Source organism: Flavobacterium chilense, assembly GCF_001602525.1.
Classification (GTDB): Bacteria; Bacteroidota; Bacteroidia; order Flavobacteriales; family Flavobacteriaceae; genus Flavobacterium; species Flavobacterium chilense.
Genome location: NZ_LSYT01000012.1, coordinates 44,558 through 65,968 on the forward strand (window position 1 = coordinate 44,558; position 21,411 = coordinate 65,968).

Below are 21,411 nucleotides of genomic sequence, written 5' to 3' on the forward strand. Positions count from 1 at the left end.
CGAACCCCGCCACAAAAGGATGCCGTTCCCATCAGGGCTAGGACCTTTCGTTAAAAATTAACCTCTCGGGCTACTTTATAACGTGCTTCATTGCTTTTGGTTCTTAAAATAATCTCACCAAGAAAACCTGCTAAGAATAATTGAGTTCCTAAAATCATGGTTGTCAGGGCGATAAAAAACCAAGGATTACTGGTAATTAAGCTATACTTCATTCCGTTATACATATGGTATAACTTCGAAATTCCAATATAACCCGCTAATAGAAATCCAATGATAAACATCACCGATCCAATTGCCCCAAATAAGTGCATTGGTCTTTTTCCAAATCGGGATAAAAACCAGATTGTGATTAAATCCAGAAAACCGTTAATAAAACGTTCCATTCCAAACTTCGTTTCACCATATTTACGAGCCTGGTGAATAACCACTTTTTCGCCAATTTTATTAAAACCGGCATTTTTTGCCAAAACAGGAATGTATCGGTGCATTTCGCCCGAAACTTCAATGTTTTTTACAACCGTGTTTTTGTATGCTTTTAATCCGCAGTTAAAATCATTCAGTTCAACCCCCGATGTCTTTCTGGCTGCCCAGTTAAAAAGTTTAGACGGAAGGTTTTTTGCTACAACAGAGTCGTAACGTTTCTTTTTCCAGCCGGAAACCAAATCAAATTTCTGGGCTGTAATCATTTCATACAATCCCGGAATCTCATCCGGACTATCCTGCAAATCCGCATCCATTGTAATAATAACATCACCCTGGGCTTTTGCAAAACCGGCATGTAAAGCCTGAGATTTTCCAAAGTTTTTCATAAAACGAATTCCCTTTACATTTGGGTTTTTCTTAGAGAAACTTTCAATAATATTCCAAGAATCATCTGTACTGCCATCATCTACAAAAATGATTTCATAAGAGTAATTGTTAGATTGCATCACTTTAATAATCCATGAATAGAGTTCTTGTAGTGATTCCTCCTCATTTAGAAGCGGTATAAGTATAGATAAATTCATTTATGTTTTTTATTCTTGTGTAGATTTGCTTTTAAAAAATGCTGCGAAAATTAATCCAAAAACGGCACTAATTACAATCGCGAAAACAGATCCTTTTAATAGTTCTAAAGTAGAATAAGGATTGCTTAGTTTCATTTTTTCGATTGTCTCATTAATTACAGAAGCTGGCGATCCAAATTTTTGCATCATTCCAACGGTATATTTAATCATTAGTTCGCTTAAAGTGTCTTTTGCACTTGGGTCAATAAAATTAAATAAGATAATATTAAAAGATGTAGAAATCAGAATTCCAATTACTGCAGCTATAAAATAAGTGGTAAATGCTTCTTTGAAAGAGAAAATACCTTTTAACTCTCTTTTGGTTTTAGAAAGTAAAATAATACTAATAGTTATACTTATTGCAATACCTATAAGTCCCATCCACCATGCAGTAAATAAATTTAAATCAACCGCATATATTGTAGCAGTAATCAACGCAGATGCAACACCAATCATTACACCATAAGTAATTCCATTCTTTTTTATAACTTCATTAATCATATTTTCTATATGTTTTAAAATTAATCCACAAATATAGTAATTACCACTATAATCAGAGATAAAAAAAGCTTTTTCAATTTAGGCAAAAAAAAGTGGGCTAAGTATTTGTTTATTAAAAAAGAATTGTAAATTTGCACACTCAAAAATAATTAAATTTTTAAACAAAAAAGAGTATCCTTTGTTTACACCTTTTTCTAACCATGAAAAAGCTTCAAAATAAAAATGCTCTAAACAATAAATAAAAAGAAAAGATGAAAAAAGGAATTCACCCAGAAAATTACAGATTAGTTGCATTTAAAGACATGTCAAATGACGAAGTTTTTATCACTAAATCTACAGCAGATACAAAAGAAACAATTGAAGTTGACGGAGTTGAGTATCCAGTTGTAAAAATGGAGATTTCTAGAACATCTCACCCTTTTTATACTGGTAAATCTAAACTTATCGATACTGCAGGACGTATTGATAAATTCAAAACTAAATATGCAAAACACGCTAAAAAATAATAGCTGTTTTTATTTATACAAAAGCCTTCCGGACCGGAAGGCTTTTTTTATGCCGTCTTTTTTATAAAGAACAAGATGTTAAATTATAGAGGTATTTTCTTTATTTATGAACAGACACGATTAATGTAAAACAGAAATATTTGTAACTTTGACCCCGATAACCAAATCAAGATTTTAACAAGTAACAAATTTATTTATGAATTACATCCTTTTTGACGGTCCTGTCCGGAATGCTTTATTGCCTTTTACATTTACAAGACCTGTTGCTGACATATTAATTGGAATAATGACGATTCGTCAAAAATGGGAAAGCCGTTTAGGGTCTACCATTACGACCATTACCGAAGATTATTTGTCTGCCAAATTTCCGATGGTGGAAATGGAGGAAAATGTGATGATAAATGCTGCATATTTACCAAATGATATGCTTGCTGAAATGGTTTCAGATTTAAAAGAAAACCAGGCAATCTTTAAAGGAGATGATGTTATTGCTTTTTTTACAACCGAAAATCAGGAAGAAGTTGATTTTGATTCGTATGAAATCATTCAATACAATGATGATTGTCTTACTATAGAACACACCTGGGATATTTTCTCAAAAAATGACGCGGCAATTCGTGCCGATTTTGCTTATTTGACAGAAGATAGAAAATCACAGGCAATTCCTAAAAGTGTCAATGTAATTGCGCCGGAGAATATTTTTATTGAAGAAGGTGCAAAACTGGAATTTGTAACTCTAAATGCTTCAACAGGTCCAATATATATAGGTAAGAATGCCGAAATTATGGAAGGAACCGTAATTCGTGGTCCTTTTGCTTTATGCGAAAATGCACAGGTAAAGCTAAATGCAAAAGTTTATGGAGCCACAACTGTTGGTCCGGGATCAAGAATAGGAGGAGAGGTTAAAAATTCTGTTCTGTTTGCCAATTCAAACAAAGGGCATGATGGGTTTTTAGGAGATTCTGTTTTGGGCGAATGGTGTAATATTGGTGCAGACAGTAATAATTCAAACCTGAAAAACAATTACGAAGAAGTAAAATTGTGGAGCTATGAAACAGAAGGTTTTGCAAAAACCGGACTTCAGTTTTGCGGTTTAATGATGGGAGATCATAGTAAATGCGGAATCAATACAATGTTTAATACCGGAACTGTAGTTGGAGTAAGTGCTAATATTTTTGGAAGCGGTTTTCCTCGCAATTTTGTCCCAAGTTTTTCGTGGGGCGGAGCAGCAGGTTTTACAACTTATGTAACCAAAAAAGCTTTTGAAACTGCAAAACTGGTAATGGGACGAAGAAACATAGATTTTGACGAAACTGAAGCAGCAATCTTAGAACACATTTTTGAAGAAACTAAAAAGTGGAGAAAAGACTAATTATCTAATTATCTAATTAGTCAATTTGATAATAAGATAATTTAGTAAACCCGACAGATTTCAAAAATCTGTCGGGTTTATATGTTTTAGGATTAAATGTTACCTATCGATTTTACTAAAATCACCTTTCAAATTGAATTTTAATTCTAACCCGTTGGTTAGTTTTGTTTCATAGCCAAAAGTTCCTATTTCTATTTTGGTGACTTTTTCTTTAGGGAAATTAACTTTTATATACGAAGCAATTTTTTTAGGAATTATAGATGATGGGATTTTAGCGCTTTTACCGTCAACTTCTTTCCAGTTTCCTTTTTTATCAAATTCGATTTCAATTTTATTATCAAACTGAACTTTGTATTCTGTAGAAAGAATTTCTTTGTCCTCTAATATATAGCTTGGCTTTTTTGACCCAAAGTGAGTCTTTAAAAAAGTTTGTGCATTTGCAGGTAAAGCTTCTTTTTTAATTACCGTTTTTTGCGCATTTGCAGAAAATCCAAATAATAATCCTGCAATTATAGAAGCGGTCAGATTTAATTTCGTTTTCATATTTTGCTGATTTTAAAATTATTATACAAGGTAATACTAAAAATTAAGAATCTGTAAGAATATTTACGCGATTTTAAAAACAAGAATGACAGTCGTCTAAATAATATTGTCTAATACTCTAATTAATCTATCTTTGCGCTTTCAAAAAAATACTTGCAAAGAATTTTAATAATCTAAGCAGTCTAAAAATCTAAAAATCTAAATGATTACAGTTAACGATATTTCGGTTCAGTTTGGTGGAACTACACTTTTTAGCGATGTTTCTTTTGCTATCAATGAAAATGATAAAATAGCCCTTATGGGTAAAAATGGTGCGGGAAAATCGACACTTTTAAAAATTATTGCAGGTCAAAGCAAACCTTCGACCGGAAGTATTTCTACGCCAAAAGATGCTGTTGTAGCGTATTTGCCTCAGCACTTATTGACAAAAGATGGCTCAACTGTAATGGAAGAAGCATCTAAAGCTTTTGGTGAGATTTTTAAAATGAAAGCCGAAATCGACGAAATCAATGAGCAATTAACAGTTCGTACCGATTACGAAAGTGACGAGTATATGAAACTAATCGAAAGAGTTTCTGACTTAAGTGAGAAATACTACGCTATTGAAGAAGTAAACTACGAAGCCGAAGTGGAGAAAATTTTAGTTGGTTTAGGTTTTGAACGCGAAGATTTTACAAGACAGACTTCTGAGTTTTCAGGAGGATGGAGAATGCGTATTGAGCTTGCTAAAATCTTATTACAAAAACCGGATTTAATTTTACTGGATGAGCCAACCAACCACATGGATATCGAAAGTATTCAATGGTTAGAAGAGTTTTTGGTGAATTCGGCAAAAGCCGTTGTGGTAATTTCGCACGACAGAGCATTTGTAGATAATATTACAAATCGTACGATCGAAGTAACAATGGGAAGAATCTACGATTATAAAGCAAAATATACCCATTACTTAGAATTAAGAAAAGACCGTCGTATTCATCAGCAAAAAGCTTATGATGAGCAGCAAAAAATGATTGCTGACAACAGAGCTTTTATTGATCGTTTTAAAGGAACATTTTCAAAAACAGATGCAGTTCAGTCTCGTGTAAAAATGTTGGAGAAACTGGAGATTGTTCAGGTTGATGAAGTAGATACATCTGCATTACGTTTAAAATTCCCTCCTGCAGCACGTTCTGGTCAATATCCTGTTATTGTAAAAGAAATGTCTAAGGCTTATGGGGATCATGTCGTTTTTAAAGATGCTAATATTGTAATCGAACGCGGTCAGAAAGTAGCTTTTGTTGGAAAAAATGGAGAAGGAAAATCGACTATGATCAAAGCGATCATGAAAGAAATAGGCGTTGACTCCGGAAGTGTTGAAATTGGTCATAACGCACAAATTGGATATTTTGCTCAAAATCAGGCTTCATTATTAGATGAAAATGCTACTATTTTTGAAACCATTGATGCCATTGCAGTTGGAGATATTCGTACGCAGATTAAAAATATTTTGGGAGCTTTCATGTTCCAGGGAGATGACATTACCAAAAAAGTAAAAGTACTTTCAGGTGGGGAAAAAACACGTTTGGCAATGATTAAATTATTATTGGAGCCAGTAAACTTGTTGATTCTTGATGAGCCTTCGAATCACCTGGATATGAAAACGAAAGACATTATTAAAGATGCTTTACGTGATTTTGACGGAACTTTGATTTTGGTTTCTCACGACCGTGATTTCCTTGACGGATTAGCAACTAAAGTTTTTGAGTTTGGTAATAAACGAGTTAAAGAGCATTTTGAAGATGTAGCTGGTTTCCTTGCTCATAAGAAAATGGACTCGATGAGAGAGATAGAAAAATAAAATAGTTGAAATAACATCATTTTAAAGCACAAGAAAGTTTAATTCTTGTGCTTTTTTGTTTTTAGGCTTCTTTTAAAACGTTTTTCTTTTTAAAGTACAAAGCAATATAAGCTGCAACAAAACAGACCAAACCTATAATGATCATGTTCCAGATAGGTTTTGTTGTTTGTGAAAAAGTTCCGTTTTCAATTATTAGTATCCTGAAAGCTTTAAGAAAATGAGTCAGCGGAATAACATTGGCAATAGCCTGAACAGCCTGTGGCATTTGACTTAATGGCCAAGTAAATCCGCTTAGTATAAAACTTGGTGTTGCAATAACCATCAGGATTTCTGTGGCCTTAAGCTGATTCGGAACCACAACACTGACTAAAATTCCAATAAAAGAAACAGAAAGGACAAATATACCGGCGATAAATGTAAGTGGAAGTAAATTTTCGTAAAACGGAAGTCTGAACCATAAAGTAAAAAGCCAATAAATAAGCCATACGCCAAAGCTCATAATCATATACGGAATAATTTTTACAGCTAACATTTTTAGAATTGACGGACACCGTTGAACCAGGTTTTTAAAAGTTCTGTTTTCAAATTCTGAAGCAAATGAAAGGGCTAGTCCCAACAAAAGAACCTGTTGTAGCACTGTTGCCAAAACGCCCGGCCAGAGAAAATACATATAGTTGGTACTTCGGTTGTACTTTTTAATAAATGTAGTTTTAAAAGGCTCGTATTGTGAAGCCAGCAGATTTTCCGGAACACCTTGTTTTCTTAAAGTTTCGATTTGAACACCGGCTTTTAATGTTCCAAGGCAGACTTGTATGGCTGTCGAAGCATAATTGGCCGTTAGGACATTAGATGTATTGACAATAGTAGTAATTTCAGGATACTTTTTGGTGAGTGTCATTTTTTCGAAACCTTTCGGAATAATCACAACACAAGTCGCTTCTTTTTGAATAGCAAGCTGAGAAAGATTATTTTGATCATATCGAATTGAAGCAATCGAGAGAACTTCATTATCTTCAAACATCTGGATGGCTTTTGAGCTTAATTCAGATCGGTCCTGATCTACAACAATTATAGGTAAATCTGTCACTTTGCCTTTACCATAAACATATCCTAACAGAACTCCGTAAAGTATTGGTGCGCCAATAAATAATAGTCGAAGTACATTGTTGTTCCAGAATAACCGGAATTCCCGTTTAAGCAATGAAAAGAAATTTTGCATAGTTAAAGAGATAAAGTAACGGTTGTTTTTGTAATAAGATCTTTTGTTTCGTCTAGTTTTGAAGGCGTTATTTTTATTTCAAATAAACTTTCCTGCATTTCATAATCCGGATATGCTGTCGCAATATTGCCGTAAGCGCCTAATTGTTTTATGGTAGAAACGGTTCCTTTTAGATCTTCTTTTTTATAAGGAACATGAACCGTGATTTCCTGACCTTGTTTGAATTTTGCTAACTTATTTTCGGGTATGGTAAAACGAAAATAAGTGCTGTTCTCAATGTAGCCATTAAATAAAGTATAACCCGGCAGGGCAAGTTCGCCAAGATTTAGTGTAATGGTTTCGATACTCATATTTTGCGGAGCAATAATATAACGTTCCTTATCAGCAGTTTCGACTTCCTGTAAAGCGCCAAGAGCTCTGTCTTGTTGTCCCAAAGCCATAGTTTGCTGTTCAATACGGGCTCCTTTTTTTGCATCATCCAATTCTGCAATTACGGCGTTATATTGCGCTTGGGCTCCCTGGTATTTGGCAAAAGTTTCATCATAGGTTTGTTGCGAAATCAAAGAGTCTTTAAGCATGTTTGTTAATCGCTTGATAGATTTCTGAGCAAATTCATATTGCTCTTTTAGACCCATCTTTTTGGCTTCAAGTTGTTTGATTTGATTTTCGGTAGCGCCTTTTACAGCCATTTTATATTGTGCTTTGGCAGATGTTACGGCGCCTTCGGCCTGGCTTTTTTTAGCATCTACTTCCGGAATATCAAGAATAGCCAGCGTGTCTCCTTTTTGAACAAGATCTCCTTCTTTGACAAATATTTTTAAAATCTTGCCGGGTACTTTACTAACAACGGCAATTTGTTCCTTTTCTATTTTTCCCTGAATTATATTCTCTTTTTTATCTTTTTGACAACTGATAAAAACGAAAATGAAACCGATTATGATAATTGCTTTTTTCATAAATAGAAATTTTATTTAGATAGTTTTTTTGATAAATCTCCGGTAGCGATGATAGTTTCGATAGCAGATAAGCGTTGCTCTATTAAAGTGGTTGTTTTGTTTACTGATGCTTTATAAGAGTCATTTTCTGCTTCAAGCCGTTCCGAAACATTGATCAGACCTTCTTTGTATTGCTTGATTGCCAGATTCAGGTTATTACCGGCTACTTTTTCCTGCTGTTGTGTAATGTCTATTTTTTGAGTTAATACCGTATAGTCAACAAGATTTTTCTCCAGAAGCAATTCTAGTTTTTCTTTTGTATCATCAATTTGGTTCTGAACCTGCTCAATGTTTATTTTAGCTTCATGAACTTTGTGTTTTCGTTCAAAACCAGAAAAAACTTCCCATTTCATAGCGGCACCTACAACCCAGTTGTTACTTATAGTTACTTCGTTTAAACCCAGATACAATGCCTCGTTGATTCCGGTAATAACAGGTGTTGTAGCATTGGCATTAAACAAACTCGAATAAGAAACACCTCCAAAAGCACCTAGAGTAGGTAAATAAGTGCCTTTTTCTTTTTTTAGCAGATATTCATAAGCGGTTTTGAACGATTCTAAGGCTTTTATTTCTTGTTTATTCTGAGTGCTTAACTTTTCATCCGCAATCAGATAAGGAACCAAATTATAGTGAACATTCTCAATTTCGTTTACCGAATAACCGGTGAGATACTGAATCTTTTTATAGACCAACTTTCGTTTTCCGTCTAATTCAATTTTTTTTGAAGCTAATTCCAGAGAAGCCAGTTTTATTTTATCTCTGTCATACGGAACTGCAAGTCCTTGTTCTATAGCTTTTGTGACGCGTTTGGTTTCAGTGTCCAGTCTGTTTTCGCTGTCTTTTATTAGTTTTTCTATTTGTTTTAAAAGTTCAAGCTGATCAAATGTATTGATAACATCTTTTATGATTTGATCTTTTTCGGATTCTTTTAAGAACTCGGTTCCTTTGGTTTTTTCCTGTATAGCTTTGGCTCCGTTAGGAATTTGCATTCCGCTAAAAAGAACCGTTTTTGCCATTACACTTCCATTGAAAATGTTTCCATAGTTTTTAAAAGCAGTTTTTCCGTCAAATAACGGATAATTCACAATAGGAATGGTAGCCGTAGGCAGATCGACAGTTAGTTTATTGTCAAAATAAGAGTAAAGTGCACTGGCTTCAATGGTTGGAATGTATTTATTCCAGACTCCCTTTTCCTGAAGATTTAGTTTTTCGATATCTAAATCCTTGTTTTTTAATGAAGCACTTTTTTCTATAGCCTTATTTATAGCATCTTCCAGGGTTGTAGAAACTTCGATCTGGCTATAGCTGTAATTTAGAAAAAGAAAGAAAATGAAAATAGGTAAATGTTTTCTCATCATAATTTTGTTTCTGGAGTTATAGTAAATCTTAAACACTTTTTTGTAAGATATTCAAAAAGACAGATTTAAAGAGCGATAGGGGTATTTACAAAGTTAAGAATATTAATCTTACATGTGCTATTTTTGCAGAAAGTAATCTATGAGATTTTTTAAAAACACTTTTGACCTGTTTATCTTGCTATACAGAAAGTTATAGTTAGTAGTTAGATATTTATATTTTTTTTATACCTTAGTCATCGTAATTTTTAATTAACATACTATTAAGATAGTTATAGTGTGTTTATTCTAAAATCGCTTTAAAAGATTCTTACATTTAGTGAATGTTAGAAAACACTGCTTTTGGATTTTGAACCAATTTTTGAATCTGAAAGAACGTATTTAAATCAAAAACAAATGCCACAAAATCGACATAAATTAAAAAAGTAAACTTTGGATACAGCATATCAAATATTGGTTGCTGAAAAATTGTGAATTATTGTTTAATATAAAATACGATTTGAGATTTAGGTTTCAAATTCAGCTAATATTGGCTTAATTTTTATTTTAGAGTTTATGATCAGATCTTTACACTTAAAAATTGTTTTTGTCTTTCTTATATTTCCATTTTTTATAAATGCCCAAACTGCTGCTACAGATTCTCAGACAGATTCTGAAAGTGCAGTTAAATATCCTCAATTTCAATTTAAAGGACTTTTACAAGCCAGATATTTGGAAAGTTTTGGCGATAATATCGATGTGTTAGGTGTGCATCATTCTACAGGAGAAGTTACCCAGAGTTCATTTGATATAAAAAGAATGCGTGTTGGTCTTAATACTAAATTAAGCAGCACTACCGAAGTTGTGATCTTGGTAAACCTGGCCGATTTTAAATCAGACCCAAAAGGAAAAGTCCTTGAAAATGCATACGGGAAATATACTTTTAGTAAATATATCGCTTTAACAGGAGGACAATTCAGACCTGCTTTTGGTATAGAAGAATTAGTACCTGTTGATATTATTAAATCATTTGATTTCTCGAATCAGTATTATGAGTTTGGAAAAAATGGCTGGACGAGTTTTCAAATTGGAGCTTCTGCAACGGGAGATTTTGACATTGGTAAAATTCCTGTAAGTTATGCAGTTTCTGTTCTGAACGGAAACGGGCGTAATCAGGAAATGGATAATGACAACGGGAAACAATATGCTACACGATGGGTTTTTGGTTTGTCTAAAGAGCATAAAATAAATCTGGGTTTAAATGGTGGAATAGGAAAGCGATCTGATCAAAAAGTTTTTGCTTTGGGTGCTGATATTACCAGTGATTTTAAACTAACAGATCGATTTACGTTTGATTTACAAATAGAGTATAAGCAGGGAACCAATCATAATTTATATTTCTCCTTGCCTGCAGATTCAAGAACTTCAAATGTTGCAGATTATCAAATGCGTGGAGTTTATTTCCTGCCTAATCTGAGATATGTGGTCGATTATAAAAAATTAACCTCACTGGAGTTGTCCTGCCGATTTGAATCTTTTGATAATAATTATAAAATCAATTCAAATGTTCGTAAAACCTATACTCCTATGTTAAGTTTGGAGTTTGGTAAAGCTTATTTGGGACGTATAGAAATGGGGTTTGAAATTGACAGATATGATAAGAATGTTCCGGATACATCTTTTTATAATGATGATTTATTCCTGATTCAGCTACAACTCCGACTTTAATATAATTTAATTCCTGTTTTTATGAAAGAAGTAAAAATTCCTCAAACCTTGATTACACTTGCGGTTGGAATCGCAATTTGGCTTATTCCTGCTCCGGACGGTGTAAAAATTGAAGCCTGGCATTTGTTTGCCATTTTCGTAGCAACAATTCTAGGGATTATCCTAAAAGCGGCTCCAATGGGAACGATGTGTATGATTGCCATTGCTCTGACTGCTTTGTCGCAGGTTTTGGCTCCGGGAGAAGCTGGAAAATCGATCACACTGGCTTTAAGAGGTTTTGGTGATAAAGTGATCTGGCTTATAGGTATTTCGTTTTTTATCGCAAGAGGATTTATTAAAACAGGTTTAGGAAACAGAATTGCTTTTTTGTTTATTCGAATATTCGGAAAAAGTTCGTTGGGTCTTGCTTATGGTTTAGGTTTGGCAGATTTGGTTCTGGCTCCTGCTGTACCAAGTAATACAGCGAGAGGAGGAGGAATTATTTATCCTATTATGAAGTCGATGTCAATGAGTTTTGGTTCAATGCCAGATCAGCCGGAAACTCATAGAAAATTAGGTTCTTATTTAACGTTGAGTAGTTATAATGCCAATTTAATTGCTTCGTCTATGTTTCTAACCGGAACAGCGAGTAATCCCATGTGTCAAAAATTTGCCCTTAATTTAGGAATTAAAATTAGTTGGATTTCCTGGGCAACGGCTGCCATAGTTCCCGGTTTAGTGTCCTTTTTTGTGATTCCGTTTGTATTGTATAAAATTTATGCGCCTGAACTTAAAAAAACAGGTGATGCTCCTCAAATTGCAGCTCAAAAGTTAAAAGAAATGGGGCCAATAAGTCGCAACGAATGGATGATGTTGCTGACTTTCTTTATTTTGTTGTTCTTATGGATGACAGGTGATTTGTTTTCTATTGATGCTACTACAACTGCCTTTATTGGTTTGGTCATTTTGCTTCTTACCTCGGTTTTAACCTGGGATGATGTCAAAGCCGAAAAAGGGGCGTGGGACACCATTGTTTGGTTTTCGGTTTTGGTAATGATGGCAAGTTCGCTAAATGAACTGGGATTTATAGGCTGGTTTAGTAATTTGGTAAAAGCTGAAATTGGTGGACTGAGCTGGCAAATGGCTTTCCCGATTATAGTATTAGTGTACTTTTTTAGCCATTATCTGTTTGCAAGTGCAACCGCACACGTGGCAGCCATGTATGCGGCGTTACTTGGAGTAGGAGTTTCTCTTGGAATTCCGGGATTATTGTTAGCTTTTATGCTGGGTTTTGTGGGATCACTTTACGGAACTTTAACACATTATGGTCATGGTCCGGCGCCTGTTTTCTTTGGGAGCGGATATGTTGACTTAAAGAGTTGGTGGGTTAAAGGTTTGGTAACCGGTTTAGTGATGCTCTTTATTTATATGGTAATTGGAGGATTATGGCTCCGAATTATTGGTTATTTTTAAAATTAAATCCTGATTCCCGGAGGTAATAACTCTTTGTATTTTGGATTTTTTTTGATGAATAACACAATTTTTGGGTGGATAGGCATTAATCTGAATTTCTTTTCAGTGACAATTTCCATAATGTTTTTTAGTAATAAATCAATTAATGATTGATTTTCAAAGCCTTCTGGTGTATTTATTTTAGTTAAGAAGATTTTTTTTTCCTGAAATGAATACTCTACAGAGAGTAATCCTTCAGGGACTATGGCTTCAAATTGTCTTGCAAAAGTGTTGTCTTTGATTTCCATAGTTTCAATAGGTTCCATATTAGTCATGTTTTTTTGGTAGGTTTAAAAAAAAATAATAGAAAAAGAACGTTCGCAGCATTATTTAAAAGATCTTGGAATGATATTTAAATAATGGTTAAATTGACTGCAAAGGTAATCATTTGATTCTCAATATGAAATTATTTTTTAATACCGCTGCAGTTGCTTGTATTAGCAGGCTTTTTTGCGATTTTATTAGATTCAAAAAATAATTGTGGTGTAAGATTTGCAGTGTATATTGTTAAAAAAAGTAATTTTAACGTGAAATTAAAATCTGTAATCTTAATTCTTCTTCTGCCAAATGAGTAAAATTCCTGTATATTTTATGCCTGGCCTGGCGGCTAGTCCGGCTATTTTTGAGCGAATCAAATTAGATGAATCTGTTTTTGAAATGTGTTTGCTGGAATGGGAAATTCCGCAGCCAAAAGAATCATTGTCTGATTATGCACTGAGAATTTCAAAGAAAATCAAACACGAAAATCCGGTTTTAATTGGTGTGTCTTTTGGTGGTATTTTGGTGCAGGAGATTTCAAAACATATCAAAGCCCGAAAAGTAATTATTATTTCGAGTGTCAGAAGTAATGCCGAATTTCCAAGAAGAATGAAAATTGGAAAAACTACAAAGGCTTACAAACTGATTCCGATGAAGTTGATTTTGAATATTGAGAATCTCGCTAAATATTCTTTTGGGGAGAAAGTCAACAAAAGAATTAAATTATACGAGAAGTTTCTGGCTGTACGTGATCTTAACTATCTCCAATGGGCTGTCGAGTCTGTTATTTTATGGAACCGAAATCAGATTGATGAGAAGGTAATTCATATTCATGGAGATAAAGATGATGTTTTTCCTATAAAATATATTAACAGTTGCATTGTGGTAAAAGGAGGAACTCATATCATGATCCTGAATAAGTACAAATGGCTGAATGAGAATTTACCTTCTATTATATTAGAGGATTAATATTAATACTGCCCGGAAAAAAGTCAAAGGCTTTTGGGTTTAAAAGGTTACAACTTCGCTCAGTCTGATCGATTAAATAGCTAAATGTTTTTTTTGAAATCTAAAGCCTTAGCCCTGATAGGAGCGGTATCCTTTTATGGCGGGTTTCGCCATAAAAGATACAAGCGGATAGCAGGAAATAGCTCCGGATTAAAAATAAAAAATCCCAAACTCTTTTGGAATTTGGGATTTTAAATATTGAGAATTTGAAGATTAGATTTTCTTCATTTGTTCTTTCATCATTGAGATCTGCTCTTTTAACATTCCTTGTTTGTCTAACTTTTTAGCTTCGTTCAGTAAATTAGTTGCTTCAAGTTTTCTTCGGCGTGACATTGCAACTCCGGCAAGGTTTAATTTTGCTACTGCTAAATCCATATCCATTGATAGCCCAAGCTCGATTGCTTTTTTGAAATGTTTCTCAGCCTGGTTAATATTAGTTTGAGAAAGCATGATACCGTGAAGGTAATTAAAATACCCTTGTTGTTTTCTTACTAATGCAGCTTCAGGGTTCTTGATATATGCGAGCCATTTTTTAGCGCCTTCAAAGTCTTGTTTTCTTAATTTAAGGAAGGCTAAAAGGATAAATTCGTTTTTAAAGTAAAGAAAAATTGGAATAGCCGTCAATAAAATAAGGAAGATTCCGTTCCCGATATTACTTTCAGTAAATTGCCAGATGCCAGCAACTACAAGAAGTCCGGCTAAAATAAGTTTAATATTTTTGTGAAACATAATAGATGTATATTTGTGATTGCAAATATAGTAAAATGAATTAAAAATATTTTTATTAAAGTACTTGCCAGAAAAAAAAGTCTTTGTATATTTGCACTCGGTTTTGGAATAACGATATTCAAAAACAGAAAAGAGATATTAGATACCATTTTAAAGATACAAAGCAATGAGCAAAAGAACATTTCAACCATCGAAAAGAAAAAGAAGAAATAAGCACGGATTTATGGACAGAATGGCTTCTGCGAATGGAAGAAAAGTTCTAGCGCGTAGAAGAGCAAAAGGAAGACATAAATTAACTGTTTCTAGCGAGCCTAGACACAAAAAATAATGTTTCTATAAACATAAATAAGGCGTTACTTTTTTAGTATCGCCTTTTTTTATACCTTGTCGGTAAAAATTTTCTCAACATTCTAGTTTATAGCATACTAGGGATGTTTTTTAAAGTACTTATATAACTACACAATACATATACAATGCCTAAAGACACATCAATTAAATCCGTTTTAATAATAGGTTCGGGACCTATTGTTATTGGTCAAGCTTGCGAATTCGATTATGCAGGATCTCAGTCTGCACGTTCTATTCGTGAAGAAGGGATTGAAGTTATCTTGATAAACTCAAATCCAGCGACTATCATGACCGACCCAACTATGGCCGATCATGTTTATTTGAAACCACTAACGACAAAATCGATTATTGAAATTCTGAAGGAACATCCACAAATTGATGCTGTTTTGCCAACAATGGGAGGGCAAACAGCTTTGAACTTGTGTTTGGAAGCTGAAGAAAAAGGAATCTGGCAGGATTTCGGAGTAAGATTAATTGGAGTTGATGTAAACGCTATTAATATTACAGAAGACAGAGAGCAGTTTAAACAACTTCTTGAAAGAATTAATGTACCAACTGCACCTGCAAAAACAGCTACTTCATATTTAGAAGGAAAAGAAATTGCTCAGGAATTTGGTTTCCCGTTAGTAATTCGTCCTTCATTTACACTTGGAGGAACAGGAGCAGCTGTGGTTTACAAAAAAGAAGATTTTGATGAGCTTTTAACACGCGGACTTGAAGCTTCTCCAATTCACGAAGTTTTAATTGATAAAGCTTTAATGGGATGGAAAGAATATGAGTTAGAGCTTTTAAGAGATAAAAATGATAATGTTGTAATCATTTGTTCGATTGAAAATATGGATCCAATGGGAATTCATACCGGAGATTCGATTACAGTTGCACCAGCGATGACATTATCAGACACAACATTCCAAAAATTACGTGATTATGCAATCTTAATGATGCGTAGTATCGGAAATTTTGCAGGAGGCTGTAATGTACAATTTGCAGTTTCGCCAGACGAAAAAGAAGATATTGTTGCCATCGAGATTAACCCTCGTGTATCTCGTTCTTCTGCTTTAGCATCAAAAGCTACCGGATATCCAATTGCTAAAATTGCTTCTAAACTGGCTTTAGGATACAACTTAGATGAATTGCAAAACCAAATTACAAAATCAACTTCGGCTCTTTTTGAACCAACTCTTGATTATGTAATCGTGAAAATACCACGTTGGAACTTTGATAAATTTGAAGGTGCTGACAGGACTTTAGGACTTCAGATGAAATCTGTTGGTGAGGTAATGGGAATTGGACGTTCGTTCCAGGAAGCATTGCACAAAGCAACTCAATCTTTGGAAATCAAGAGAAACGGAATTGGTGCTGACGGAAAAGGATATAAAAACTATGAACAAATTATCGAGAAACTAACTTTTGCGAGTTGGGATCGTGTTTTTGTAATTTATGATGCTATCGCAATGGGAATTCCGTTGAGTCGTATTCATGAAATCACAAAAATTGATATGTGGTTCTTAAAACAATACGAAGAGCTTTATACTTTAGAGAAAGAAATTTCTAACTATAAGATTACTGATCTTCCAAAAGATTTATTGCTTGAAGCGAAACAAAAAGGTTTTGCCGACAGACAAATTGCTCACATGGTAAACTGCTTAGAAAGCGAAGTACATACTTTACGTATGGATTTGAATATTAACCGTGTGTTTAAATTAGTAGATACTTGTGCTGCTGAATTTAAAGCAAAAACACCTTATTACTATTCGACTTTTGAGGCAGAAATTGAAAAAGCAAACGGTGAGCGTTATGTAGATAACGAAAGTGTTGTAACAGATAAAAAGAAGATTGTAGTTTTAGGTTCCGGACCAAACAGAATTGGACAGGGAATTGAGTTCGATTATTCTTGTGTGCACGGAGTTTTGGCTGCTAAAGAATGTGGTTACGAAACTATCATGATCAACTGTAATCCTGAAACGGTTTCGACTGATTTTGATACAGCTGATAAATTATACTTTGAGCCTGTTTTCTGGGAACATATTTACGATATCATTCAGCATGAAAAACCGGAAGGTGTTATTGTGCAGTTAGGTGGACAAACAGCCTTGAAACTGGCTGAAAAATTGTCTAAATACGGTGTGAAAATCATCGGAACCAGTTTTGATGCGCTTGATTTAGCCGAAGACAGAGGTCGTTTCTCAGACTTATTAAGAGAATTACATATTCCTTTCCCGCAATTTGGAATCGCTGAAACAGCTGACGAGGCTTCTGCTCTTGCAGATCAGTTAGATTTTCCACTATTAATTCGTCCTTCTTATGTGTTAGGAGGTCAGGGAATGAAAATTGTAATCAACAAAAAAGAACTAGAGGAGCATGTTATCAATTTATTGAAAACAATTCCAGGAAATAAATTACTTCTGGATCACTATTTAGCCGGGGCAATCGAAGCTGAAGCTGATGCGATTTGTGATGCTGATGGTAATGTTTATATCATAGGAATTATGGAGCACATCGAACCTTGCGGAGTTCACTCGGGAGATAGTAATGCTACTTTACCTCCTTTTAACTTGGGAGAATTTGTAATGCAACAAATTAAAGATCATACAGTGAAAATTGCAAGAGCTTTAAAAACTGTTGGTTTAATCAATATTCAGTTTGCGATAAAAGATGATACAGTTTACATTATCGAAGCAAACCCTAGAGCATCCAGAACAGTACCATTTATTGCAAAAGCTTACGGAGAACCTTACGTAAACTACGCTACAAAAGTAATGTTAGGTCATAATAAAGTAACTGATTTTGACTTTAACCCACAATTGAAAGGATATGCAATCAAACAACCTGTTTTCTCTTTCAGTAAATTCCATAATGTAAACAAAGCATTAGGACCTGAAATGAAATCAACAGGAGAAAGTATCTTGTTTATAGATGATTTAAAAGACGATCAGTTCTACGAATTGTACTCAAGAAGAAAAATGTATTTGAGTAAATAATCTCAAATTCTTTATAAATAAAAAGGCTCCAATTTTTGGAGCCTTTTTTGGTTAACTAAATTTTGGAAGTTGGTTTTTGGTTAATATAATAGTTTGAAATTATTCATTTTGACTGAACGACATATTGTCTCTTGTATTTTTTTGAACAGAGATAGCGCCAAATAAGGCTAATAAAAACGCAAAAGCATAAAAACCTTTTTCGCTTGGTAAAATAGTAGCATTCCAAAGTCCGACTACTAATAATACAATCGATAAAAGGGTTCCGAACCAGCAAATTCCGTAATAGATGTCTGTTACAGGCAGTTTTTCAAGTCTGTCTCTAACACTTTTTTGTAGTGAAACAACAGCAAAAAGACCAAACATTAAAACAGTGAAATAGTATCCTTTTTCATTTAATAGCATTTCTGCTCTTGCAAGTCCAACTATAAAACCTACCGTTCCTGCTCCAAGAGCTACCCAAGATGCCGCTATAAAGGCATTCGATGTTTTTTGTACCATGTTTATTTAATTTATTTATATTTTGAAAAAATTCCTGAATCTGTAGCGGTCCAGTAACAACATTTTTGTCCGCTGGCTTTTAAGGCGGTATTTGCCCATGTATTGCAGGTATGAAACACACTATAGCTACCATTAGCTTCATAAAAAGCATCGGTTTTGCCATAATTTGCGTTCGTTTTTATAGGTAAGAAATTCCCGGAAGCATCGTGTTGAAAGCTCTCAGAAATATATTTTATCAAGCGATCGTATTGTGCTGTACTAATCATTATTTTTTTGCAATCAGCACCTTCTTTTAGGTGTTTATAATAGGTTGCATGAATTGCTGTAGTACTAAGACCGGAAGCTGCTTTGAATGCAACCGAAGCTTTTAAGTCAGACCATTCAGGAGTTTCGAGATAAAAACCTTTATCTCCCCAGCCCATTGCTAAATATTTAAAAGTAGAATCTGAAGCTTTTGTGTTTTCAAACTTCACCTTTTGGCTCCAGTCCATCTGATTGTTTTTTACAGGCATTACAATATCAGTATGAACGCCATTGGTGAGGATATAAATTTCGACTTCGGGTTTTGTGTCAGGTTCCTGATCAACAGTTATTTTGGGAAGTGAAAATACAGCAAGAAGATAAATGGCAATAAGTCCAAAAAATACCAAAAATATTTTAAGTATAATTTTAAGCGCTTTTTTCAATGAGACGGTTCTTTTTTGGTTGGTTAATTAGTAAGTTTTAAATTAATAAACTTAATTGGTTGATTGCAAATATAATTAAATTACGTTCACATCAAAATAAATTGCAATAAACTATTATACAGTATAATCTTTCAAATAATTCGTAATATATAATTGTGCATTTATTTTTGAGGTATAATGATAAAATAAAAAAAGCTCCATAATTGGAGCTTTTTCATTTTTAAAGTAAGACAGATGTTATTTTTTAAGCATCTGTTGCAATGGTTTTAATTGTTCCATGTCAATTTTTGACTCTTTCAAAACAGACATTAAGGTCATAATATTGTTTGGATTCATATTTTTTCCTAATACACGAACGACTGCAAAACCTGTTTCTTTTTTGTTGGCAAAAATTACAAATTCATTGATATTGTCATCAGAACCAACATAGCTTATTGATGCGCCGTCTTTACCTGAGCCAAACTTCATTAATTCCTGATACTGTGGATTTTTTAAAATCACTTTAACCTTGGCTCTTTCTGCTTCAAATTGAGCCTGATTTTGATTATTGGCATTAAAAGCTAAGATATTCATTTTGTCGAATGATTTTAAAGCTTCGTTTTGCTCTGCAGACAACCTGGCTTTATCCAGATTTAAAATACTGGGAGAAACATCCAGAGCAATAAAATTTTTATTATTACTGTTTTCTACAAAATATTTCTGCAATGAAGGTTCAGAATTACAACTTACAAGAGTTAATAATACTAAAAGGACTGAGGTAAAAACGTTTAGTTTCATCTTATTTTTTGCCTTTAGAGGCTTTTTTTAGATCAGAACCACCAGGAAGTTGCATCTTGTCTGTTAGTACTGAAATCTCGTTAATATCAAAGTTACCTGTTAAAGATAATAAAACTGTTTCGTCGCTTTTAGCACCATCAATGAACATTAACAATTCTTTTACCTGAGTGTCACTTGCTCCTGATTTTACAGATATTCTTACGTTTCTTCCGTTGTCATTAACTCTCATTAATTCTTCTAAACCGGCTGTTTTTACATATTTGTCAGCAGAAGCTTTCATGTCGGCTTCAATTTTAGCATTTTTAGTGGTAAACACTTTTAAGTAGTCTAATTTTTTAATCAGATTAATATACTGTTGCGTTTCTTTGTCAGAAGCATCAACTTTTACTTTACTCATTAAATCAAACATTTTTTTGTTTACAATTACTGAGGTTACATCGTCCTGACCATCAAATTTGTCAAATGCTCCCTGAGCATAAAAAGCGTGGCTTACGAATGCGAAAACTAGTGTTATGATGAAATTTTTCATTTTGATTGAATTTAGATTATTGTTTAAAAATTTTGTTTTTTGATTGTTCGTATTCTTTAATGTAGTGGACACTTTCAATCCCTACATTAACATTGCTTGATAATAAAGCTAAAGCTTTTTGCGTTGCTGCAAGAGCTTCTTCCGGATCATCATAGGTTCCTAGTTCAGATTGCGCTACAACCGGAGTTGTATTTTTTTCGCTCACATAAAAGTAGGTTCCAACTCCTAGTAAAACAACTGCTGAAGCTGCAATTGATAACCACGCTACATTTCGTTTTTTAGTTTTTAGTGGTATTTCCTGCGTCGACTTTTGTTCTTTTACCTGAGAGAAATAACCAAACATAGGTTTGTATTGTTCTAAATGCTGCGCAACATTTGGAGAAGAAAAATATTCTTTTAATTGTTTTTCTTCAGCAATACTTGTTTCTCCCTGAAAGTATTTTTCTAATATATCTTCTATTTTATTGAATTCCATAACGGTGTGTATTAAGCATTGTTTCTCGTATTTTTTTTCTCGCTCTTGAAAGTGCTACCCGAATAGCCGTTTCATTCATGTTGACAATTTTCGCAATTTCATCAAATTCATATTGTTCAACATCGCGTAACTGAATTAATATTTGTAATTGTTCAGGCAATTGACCTATAATTTTTCCTACCCATTCTAAGCTATCCGAATCTTCCAGTTTTTTATCTAATGCCGCTTCGCGATCGGTATAATTATTATGAACAATTTTAAGATTTCCTGCTCTTTTCGACTTTAACTGATCCAGACAATAATTTTTAGTCATGGTCATGGCCAATGCTTCGACGCTATTGTAAGAGTCTAAATTCTCTTTCTTGTTCCATAATTTAACCATTACTTCCTGAGTAGCATCTTCAGCCTCTTCGGTACTGGTTAACAATCGTTTTGCCAGACGAAAAACTTTGTCTTTAAAAGGATTTGTTAATTCTATAAACACATTCTGATTCATAAAATTCGGTGGTTATTCGTTAGCTTATATAGTCCAGACGAGACATGATTTTAT

General features: G+C 33.8%; 22 protein-coding genes. 8 read left to right on the forward strand and 14 right to left on the reverse strand.

The genetic code is table 11. From position 1 onward, the window contains the following. Window positions 1–50: 50 nt before the first annotated feature. Window positions 51–1,007, reverse strand: coding sequence for a glycosyltransferase family 2 protein (locus A4F88_RS22695; RefSeq protein ID WP_068845062.1), 957 nt, complete (start codon window positions 1,005–1,007; stop codon window positions 51–53). A gap of 9 nt (window positions 1,008–1,016) precedes the next feature. After that, a complete protein-coding gene (locus tag A4F88_RS22700; RefSeq protein ID WP_068845064.1) occupies window positions 1,017–1,547 on the reverse strand; it encodes a DUF4199 domain-containing protein in 531 nt (176 codons plus the stop codon). Between the two features lie 251 nt (window positions 1,548–1,798). Between A4F88_RS22700 and A4F88_RS22705 the strand changes: the two genes are divergently transcribed. Both A4F88_RS22705 and A4F88_RS22710 read left to right on the forward strand, forming a co-directional pair. Continuing rightward, complete coding sequence (locus A4F88_RS22705) at window positions 1,799–2,053, forward strand: type B 50S ribosomal protein L31 (RefSeq protein WP_008464817.1); 255 nt, start codon at window positions 1,799–1,801, stop codon at window positions 2,051–2,053. Between the two features lie 196 nt (window positions 2,054–2,249). Then, window positions 2,250–3,425, forward strand: coding sequence for a GlmU family protein (locus A4F88_RS22710; RefSeq protein WP_068845066.1), 1,176 nt, complete (start codon window positions 2,250–2,252; stop codon window positions 3,423–3,425). Between the two features lie 99 nt (window positions 3,426–3,524). On the opposite strand, the gene A4F88_RS22715 is transcribed toward A4F88_RS22710, so the two are convergent. Then, entirely contained in the window at window positions 3,525–3,968 is a 444-nt protein-coding gene (locus tag A4F88_RS22715) for a PepSY-like domain-containing protein (RefSeq protein WP_068845068.1), read from the reverse strand. Window positions 3,969–4,170: 202 nt separating this feature from the next. Here A4F88_RS22715 and A4F88_RS22720 point away from each other — a divergent pair, with 202 nt between their 5' ends. After that, window positions 4,171–5,805 (forward strand): ABC-F family ATP-binding cassette domain-containing protein, encoded by a 1,635-nt coding sequence (locus A4F88_RS22720; RefSeq protein WP_068845070.1) that lies wholly within the window; start codon window positions 4,171–4,173, stop codon window positions 5,803–5,805. A gap of 61 nt (window positions 5,806–5,866) precedes the next feature. On the opposite strand, the gene A4F88_RS22725 is transcribed toward A4F88_RS22720, so the two are convergent. Genes A4F88_RS22725 through A4F88_RS22735 form a run of 3 tightly spaced genes read right to left on the reverse strand, consistent with a single transcriptional unit; the run spans window position 5,867 to window position 9,377 of the window. After that, window positions 5,867–7,024: an ABC transporter permease gene (locus tag A4F88_RS22725; RefSeq protein WP_068845072.1), complete on the reverse strand. Its 1,158-nt coding sequence runs from the start codon at window positions 7,022–7,024 to the stop codon at window positions 5,867–5,869. 2 nt (window positions 7,025–7,026) lie between these two features. Then, window positions 7,027–7,980 (reverse strand): HlyD family secretion protein, encoded by a 954-nt coding sequence (locus A4F88_RS22730; protein WP_068845074.1) that lies wholly within the window; start codon window positions 7,978–7,980, stop codon window positions 7,027–7,029. Window positions 7,981–7,991: 11 nt separating this feature from the next. Further along, complete coding sequence (locus A4F88_RS22735; RefSeq protein ID WP_245179199.1) at window positions 7,992–9,377, reverse strand: TolC family protein; 1,386 nt, start codon at window positions 9,375–9,377, stop codon at window positions 7,992–7,994. A gap of 552 nt (window positions 9,378–9,929) precedes the next feature. Here A4F88_RS22735 and A4F88_RS22740 point away from each other — a divergent pair. Further along, window positions 9,930–11,081 carry a porin gene (locus A4F88_RS22740; RefSeq protein ID WP_068845078.1) on the forward strand — a complete coding sequence of 384 codons (1,152 nt, stop codon included), beginning with the start codon at window positions 9,930–9,932 and terminating at the stop codon, window positions 11,079–11,081. 21 nt (window positions 11,082–11,102) lie between these two features. Further along, window positions 11,103–12,533 (forward strand): anion permease, encoded by a 1,431-nt coding sequence (locus tag A4F88_RS22745; RefSeq protein ID WP_068845080.1) that lies wholly within the window; start codon window positions 11,103–11,105, stop codon window positions 12,531–12,533. A gap of 2 nt (window positions 12,534–12,535) precedes the next feature. Here A4F88_RS22745 and A4F88_RS22750 read toward each other — a convergent pair whose 3' ends face one another. Next, window positions 12,536–12,847 carry a GNAT family N-acetyltransferase gene (locus tag A4F88_RS22750; RefSeq protein ID WP_233173349.1) on the reverse strand — a complete coding sequence of 104 codons (312 nt, stop codon included), beginning with the start codon at window positions 12,845–12,847 and terminating at the stop codon, window positions 12,536–12,538. 292 nt (window positions 12,848–13,139) lie between these two features. Here A4F88_RS22750 and A4F88_RS22755 point away from each other — a divergent pair, with 292 nt between their 5' ends. Beyond that, a complete protein-coding gene (locus tag A4F88_RS22755) occupies window positions 13,140–13,799 on the forward strand; it encodes an alpha/beta hydrolase family protein (RefSeq protein ID WP_068845082.1) in 660 nt (219 codons plus the stop codon). 252 nt (window positions 13,800–14,051) lie between these two features. Here the strand turns inward: A4F88_RS22755 and A4F88_RS22760 are convergent, their stop codons facing one another. Then, window positions 14,052–14,567 carry a hypothetical protein gene (locus A4F88_RS22760; RefSeq protein ID WP_068845085.1) on the reverse strand — a complete coding sequence of 172 codons (516 nt, stop codon included), beginning with the start codon at window positions 14,565–14,567 and terminating at the stop codon, window positions 14,052–14,054. A 166-nt stretch (window positions 14,568–14,733) separates the two neighbouring features. Between A4F88_RS22760 and rpmH the strand changes: the two genes are divergently transcribed. After that, window positions 14,734–14,895 carry a 50S ribosomal protein L34 gene (rpmH, locus tag A4F88_RS22765; RefSeq protein WP_008464848.1) on the forward strand — a complete coding sequence of 54 codons (162 nt, stop codon included), beginning with the start codon at window positions 14,734–14,736 and terminating at the stop codon, window positions 14,893–14,895. Between the two features lie 145 nt (window positions 14,896–15,040). Continuing rightward, window positions 15,041–17,896: a carbamoyl-phosphate synthase large subunit gene (gene carB, locus A4F88_RS22770; RefSeq protein WP_068845087.1), complete on the forward strand. Its 2,856-nt coding sequence runs from the start codon at window positions 15,041–15,043 to the stop codon at window positions 17,894–17,896. 99 nt (window positions 17,897–17,995) lie between these two features. Here the strand turns inward: carB and yiaA are convergent, their stop codons facing one another. The 6 genes from yiaA to A4F88_RS22800 all read right to left on the reverse strand — a co-directional run bounded on the left by yiaA (window position 17,996) and on the right by A4F88_RS22800 (window position 21,357). Next, window positions 17,996–18,394: an inner membrane protein YiaA gene (gene yiaA, locus A4F88_RS22775; protein ID WP_068845090.1), complete on the reverse strand. Its 399-nt coding sequence runs from the start codon at window positions 18,392–18,394 to the stop codon at window positions 17,996–17,998. An 11-nt stretch (window positions 18,395–18,405) separates the two neighbouring features. Further along, a complete protein-coding gene (locus tag A4F88_RS22780; RefSeq protein ID WP_068845091.1) occupies window positions 18,406–19,080 on the reverse strand; it encodes a TIGR02117 family protein in 675 nt (224 codons plus the stop codon). Between the two features lie 237 nt (window positions 19,081–19,317). Next, the gene (locus tag A4F88_RS22785; protein WP_068845094.1) at window positions 19,318–19,857 is read right to left on the reverse strand and encodes a DUF4252 domain-containing protein; all 540 of its coding nucleotides are present in this window, start codon (window positions 19,855–19,857) and stop codon (window positions 19,318–19,320) included. 1 nt (window position 19,858) lies between these two features. Continuing rightward, window positions 19,859–20,386, reverse strand: coding sequence for a DUF4252 domain-containing protein (locus tag A4F88_RS22790; RefSeq protein WP_068845096.1), 528 nt, complete (start codon window positions 20,384–20,386; stop codon window positions 19,859–19,861). Window positions 20,387–20,402: 16 nt separating this feature from the next. Next, window positions 20,403–20,861 (reverse strand): hypothetical protein, encoded by a 459-nt coding sequence (locus tag A4F88_RS22795; RefSeq protein ID WP_068845098.1) that lies wholly within the window; start codon window positions 20,859–20,861, stop codon window positions 20,403–20,405. Continuing rightward, on the reverse strand, window positions 20,848–21,357 hold the full coding sequence (locus A4F88_RS22800) for an RNA polymerase sigma factor (RefSeq protein WP_068845099.1): 510 nt from the start codon (window positions 21,355–21,357) through the stop codon (window positions 20,848–20,850). Before A4F88_RS22800 ends, A4F88_RS22795 begins: the two co-directional genes overlap by 14 nt. Between the last annotated feature and the right edge of the window lie 54 nt (window positions 21,358–21,411).

Coding starts and splice junctions, on each gene's coding strand:
- A4F88_RS22695 (WP_068845062.1), bottom strand. CDS start 1,007: ATGAATTTATCTATACTTATACCGCTTCTAAATGAGGAGGAATCACTA.
- A4F88_RS22795 (WP_068845098.1), bottom strand. CDS start 20,861: ATGGAATTCAATAAAATAGAAGATATATTAGAAAAATACTTTCAGGGA.
- A4F88_RS22785 (WP_068845094.1), bottom strand. CDS start 19,857: ATGAAACTAAACGTTTTTACCTCAGTCCTTTTAGTATTATTAACTCTT.
- A4F88_RS22760 (WP_068845085.1), bottom strand. CDS start 14,567: ATGTTTCACAAAAATATTAAACTTATTTTAGCCGGACTTCTTGTAGTT.
- A4F88_RS22750 (WP_233173349.1), bottom strand. CDS start 12,847: ATGACTAATATGGAACCTATTGAAACTATGGAAATCAAAGACAACACT.
- A4F88_RS22705 (WP_008464817.1), top strand. CDS start 1,799: ATGAAAAAAGGAATTCACCCAGAAAATTACAGATTAGTTGCATTTAAA.
- A4F88_RS22800 (WP_068845099.1), bottom strand. CDS start 21,357: ATGAATCAGAATGTGTTTATAGAATTAACAAATCCTTTTAAAGACAAA.
- rpmH (WP_008464848.1), top strand. CDS start 14,734: ATGAGCAAAAGAACATTTCAACCATCGAAAAGAAAAAGAAGAAATAAG.
- A4F88_RS22790 (WP_068845096.1), bottom strand. CDS start 20,386: ATGAAAAATTTCATCATAACACTAGTTTTCGCATTCGTAAGCCACGCT.
- yiaA (WP_068845090.1), bottom strand. CDS start 18,394: ATGGTACAAAAAACATCGAATGCCTTTATAGCGGCATCTTGGGTAGCT.
- carB (WP_068845087.1), top strand. CDS start 15,041: ATGCCTAAAGACACATCAATTAAATCCGTTTTAATAATAGGTTCGGGA.
- A4F88_RS22700 (WP_068845064.1), bottom strand. CDS start 1,547: ATGATTAATGAAGTTATAAAAAAGAATGGAATTACTTATGGTGTAATG.
- A4F88_RS22740 (WP_068845078.1), top strand. CDS start 9,930: ATGATCAGATCTTTACACTTAAAAATTGTTTTTGTCTTTCTTATATTT.
- A4F88_RS22725 (WP_068845072.1), bottom strand. CDS start 7,024: ATGCAAAATTTCTTTTCATTGCTTAAACGGGAATTCCGGTTATTCTGG.
- A4F88_RS22715 (WP_068845068.1), bottom strand. CDS start 3,968: ATGAAAACGAAATTAAATCTGACCGCTTCTATAATTGCAGGATTATTA.
- A4F88_RS22720 (WP_068845070.1), top strand. CDS start 4,171: ATGATTACAGTTAACGATATTTCGGTTCAGTTTGGTGGAACTACACTT.
- A4F88_RS22710 (WP_068845066.1), top strand. CDS start 2,250: ATGAATTACATCCTTTTTGACGGTCCTGTCCGGAATGCTTTATTGCCT.
- A4F88_RS22735 (WP_245179199.1), bottom strand. CDS start 9,377: ATGATGAGAAAACATTTACCTATTTTCATTTTCTTTCTTTTTCTAAAT.
- A4F88_RS22730 (WP_068845074.1), bottom strand. CDS start 7,980: ATGAAAAAAGCAATTATCATAATCGGTTTCATTTTCGTTTTTATCAGT.
- A4F88_RS22745 (WP_068845080.1), top strand. CDS start 11,103: ATGAAAGAAGTAAAAATTCCTCAAACCTTGATTACACTTGCGGTTGGA.
- A4F88_RS22755 (WP_068845082.1), top strand. CDS start 13,140: ATGAGTAAAATTCCTGTATATTTTATGCCTGGCCTGGCGGCTAGTCCG.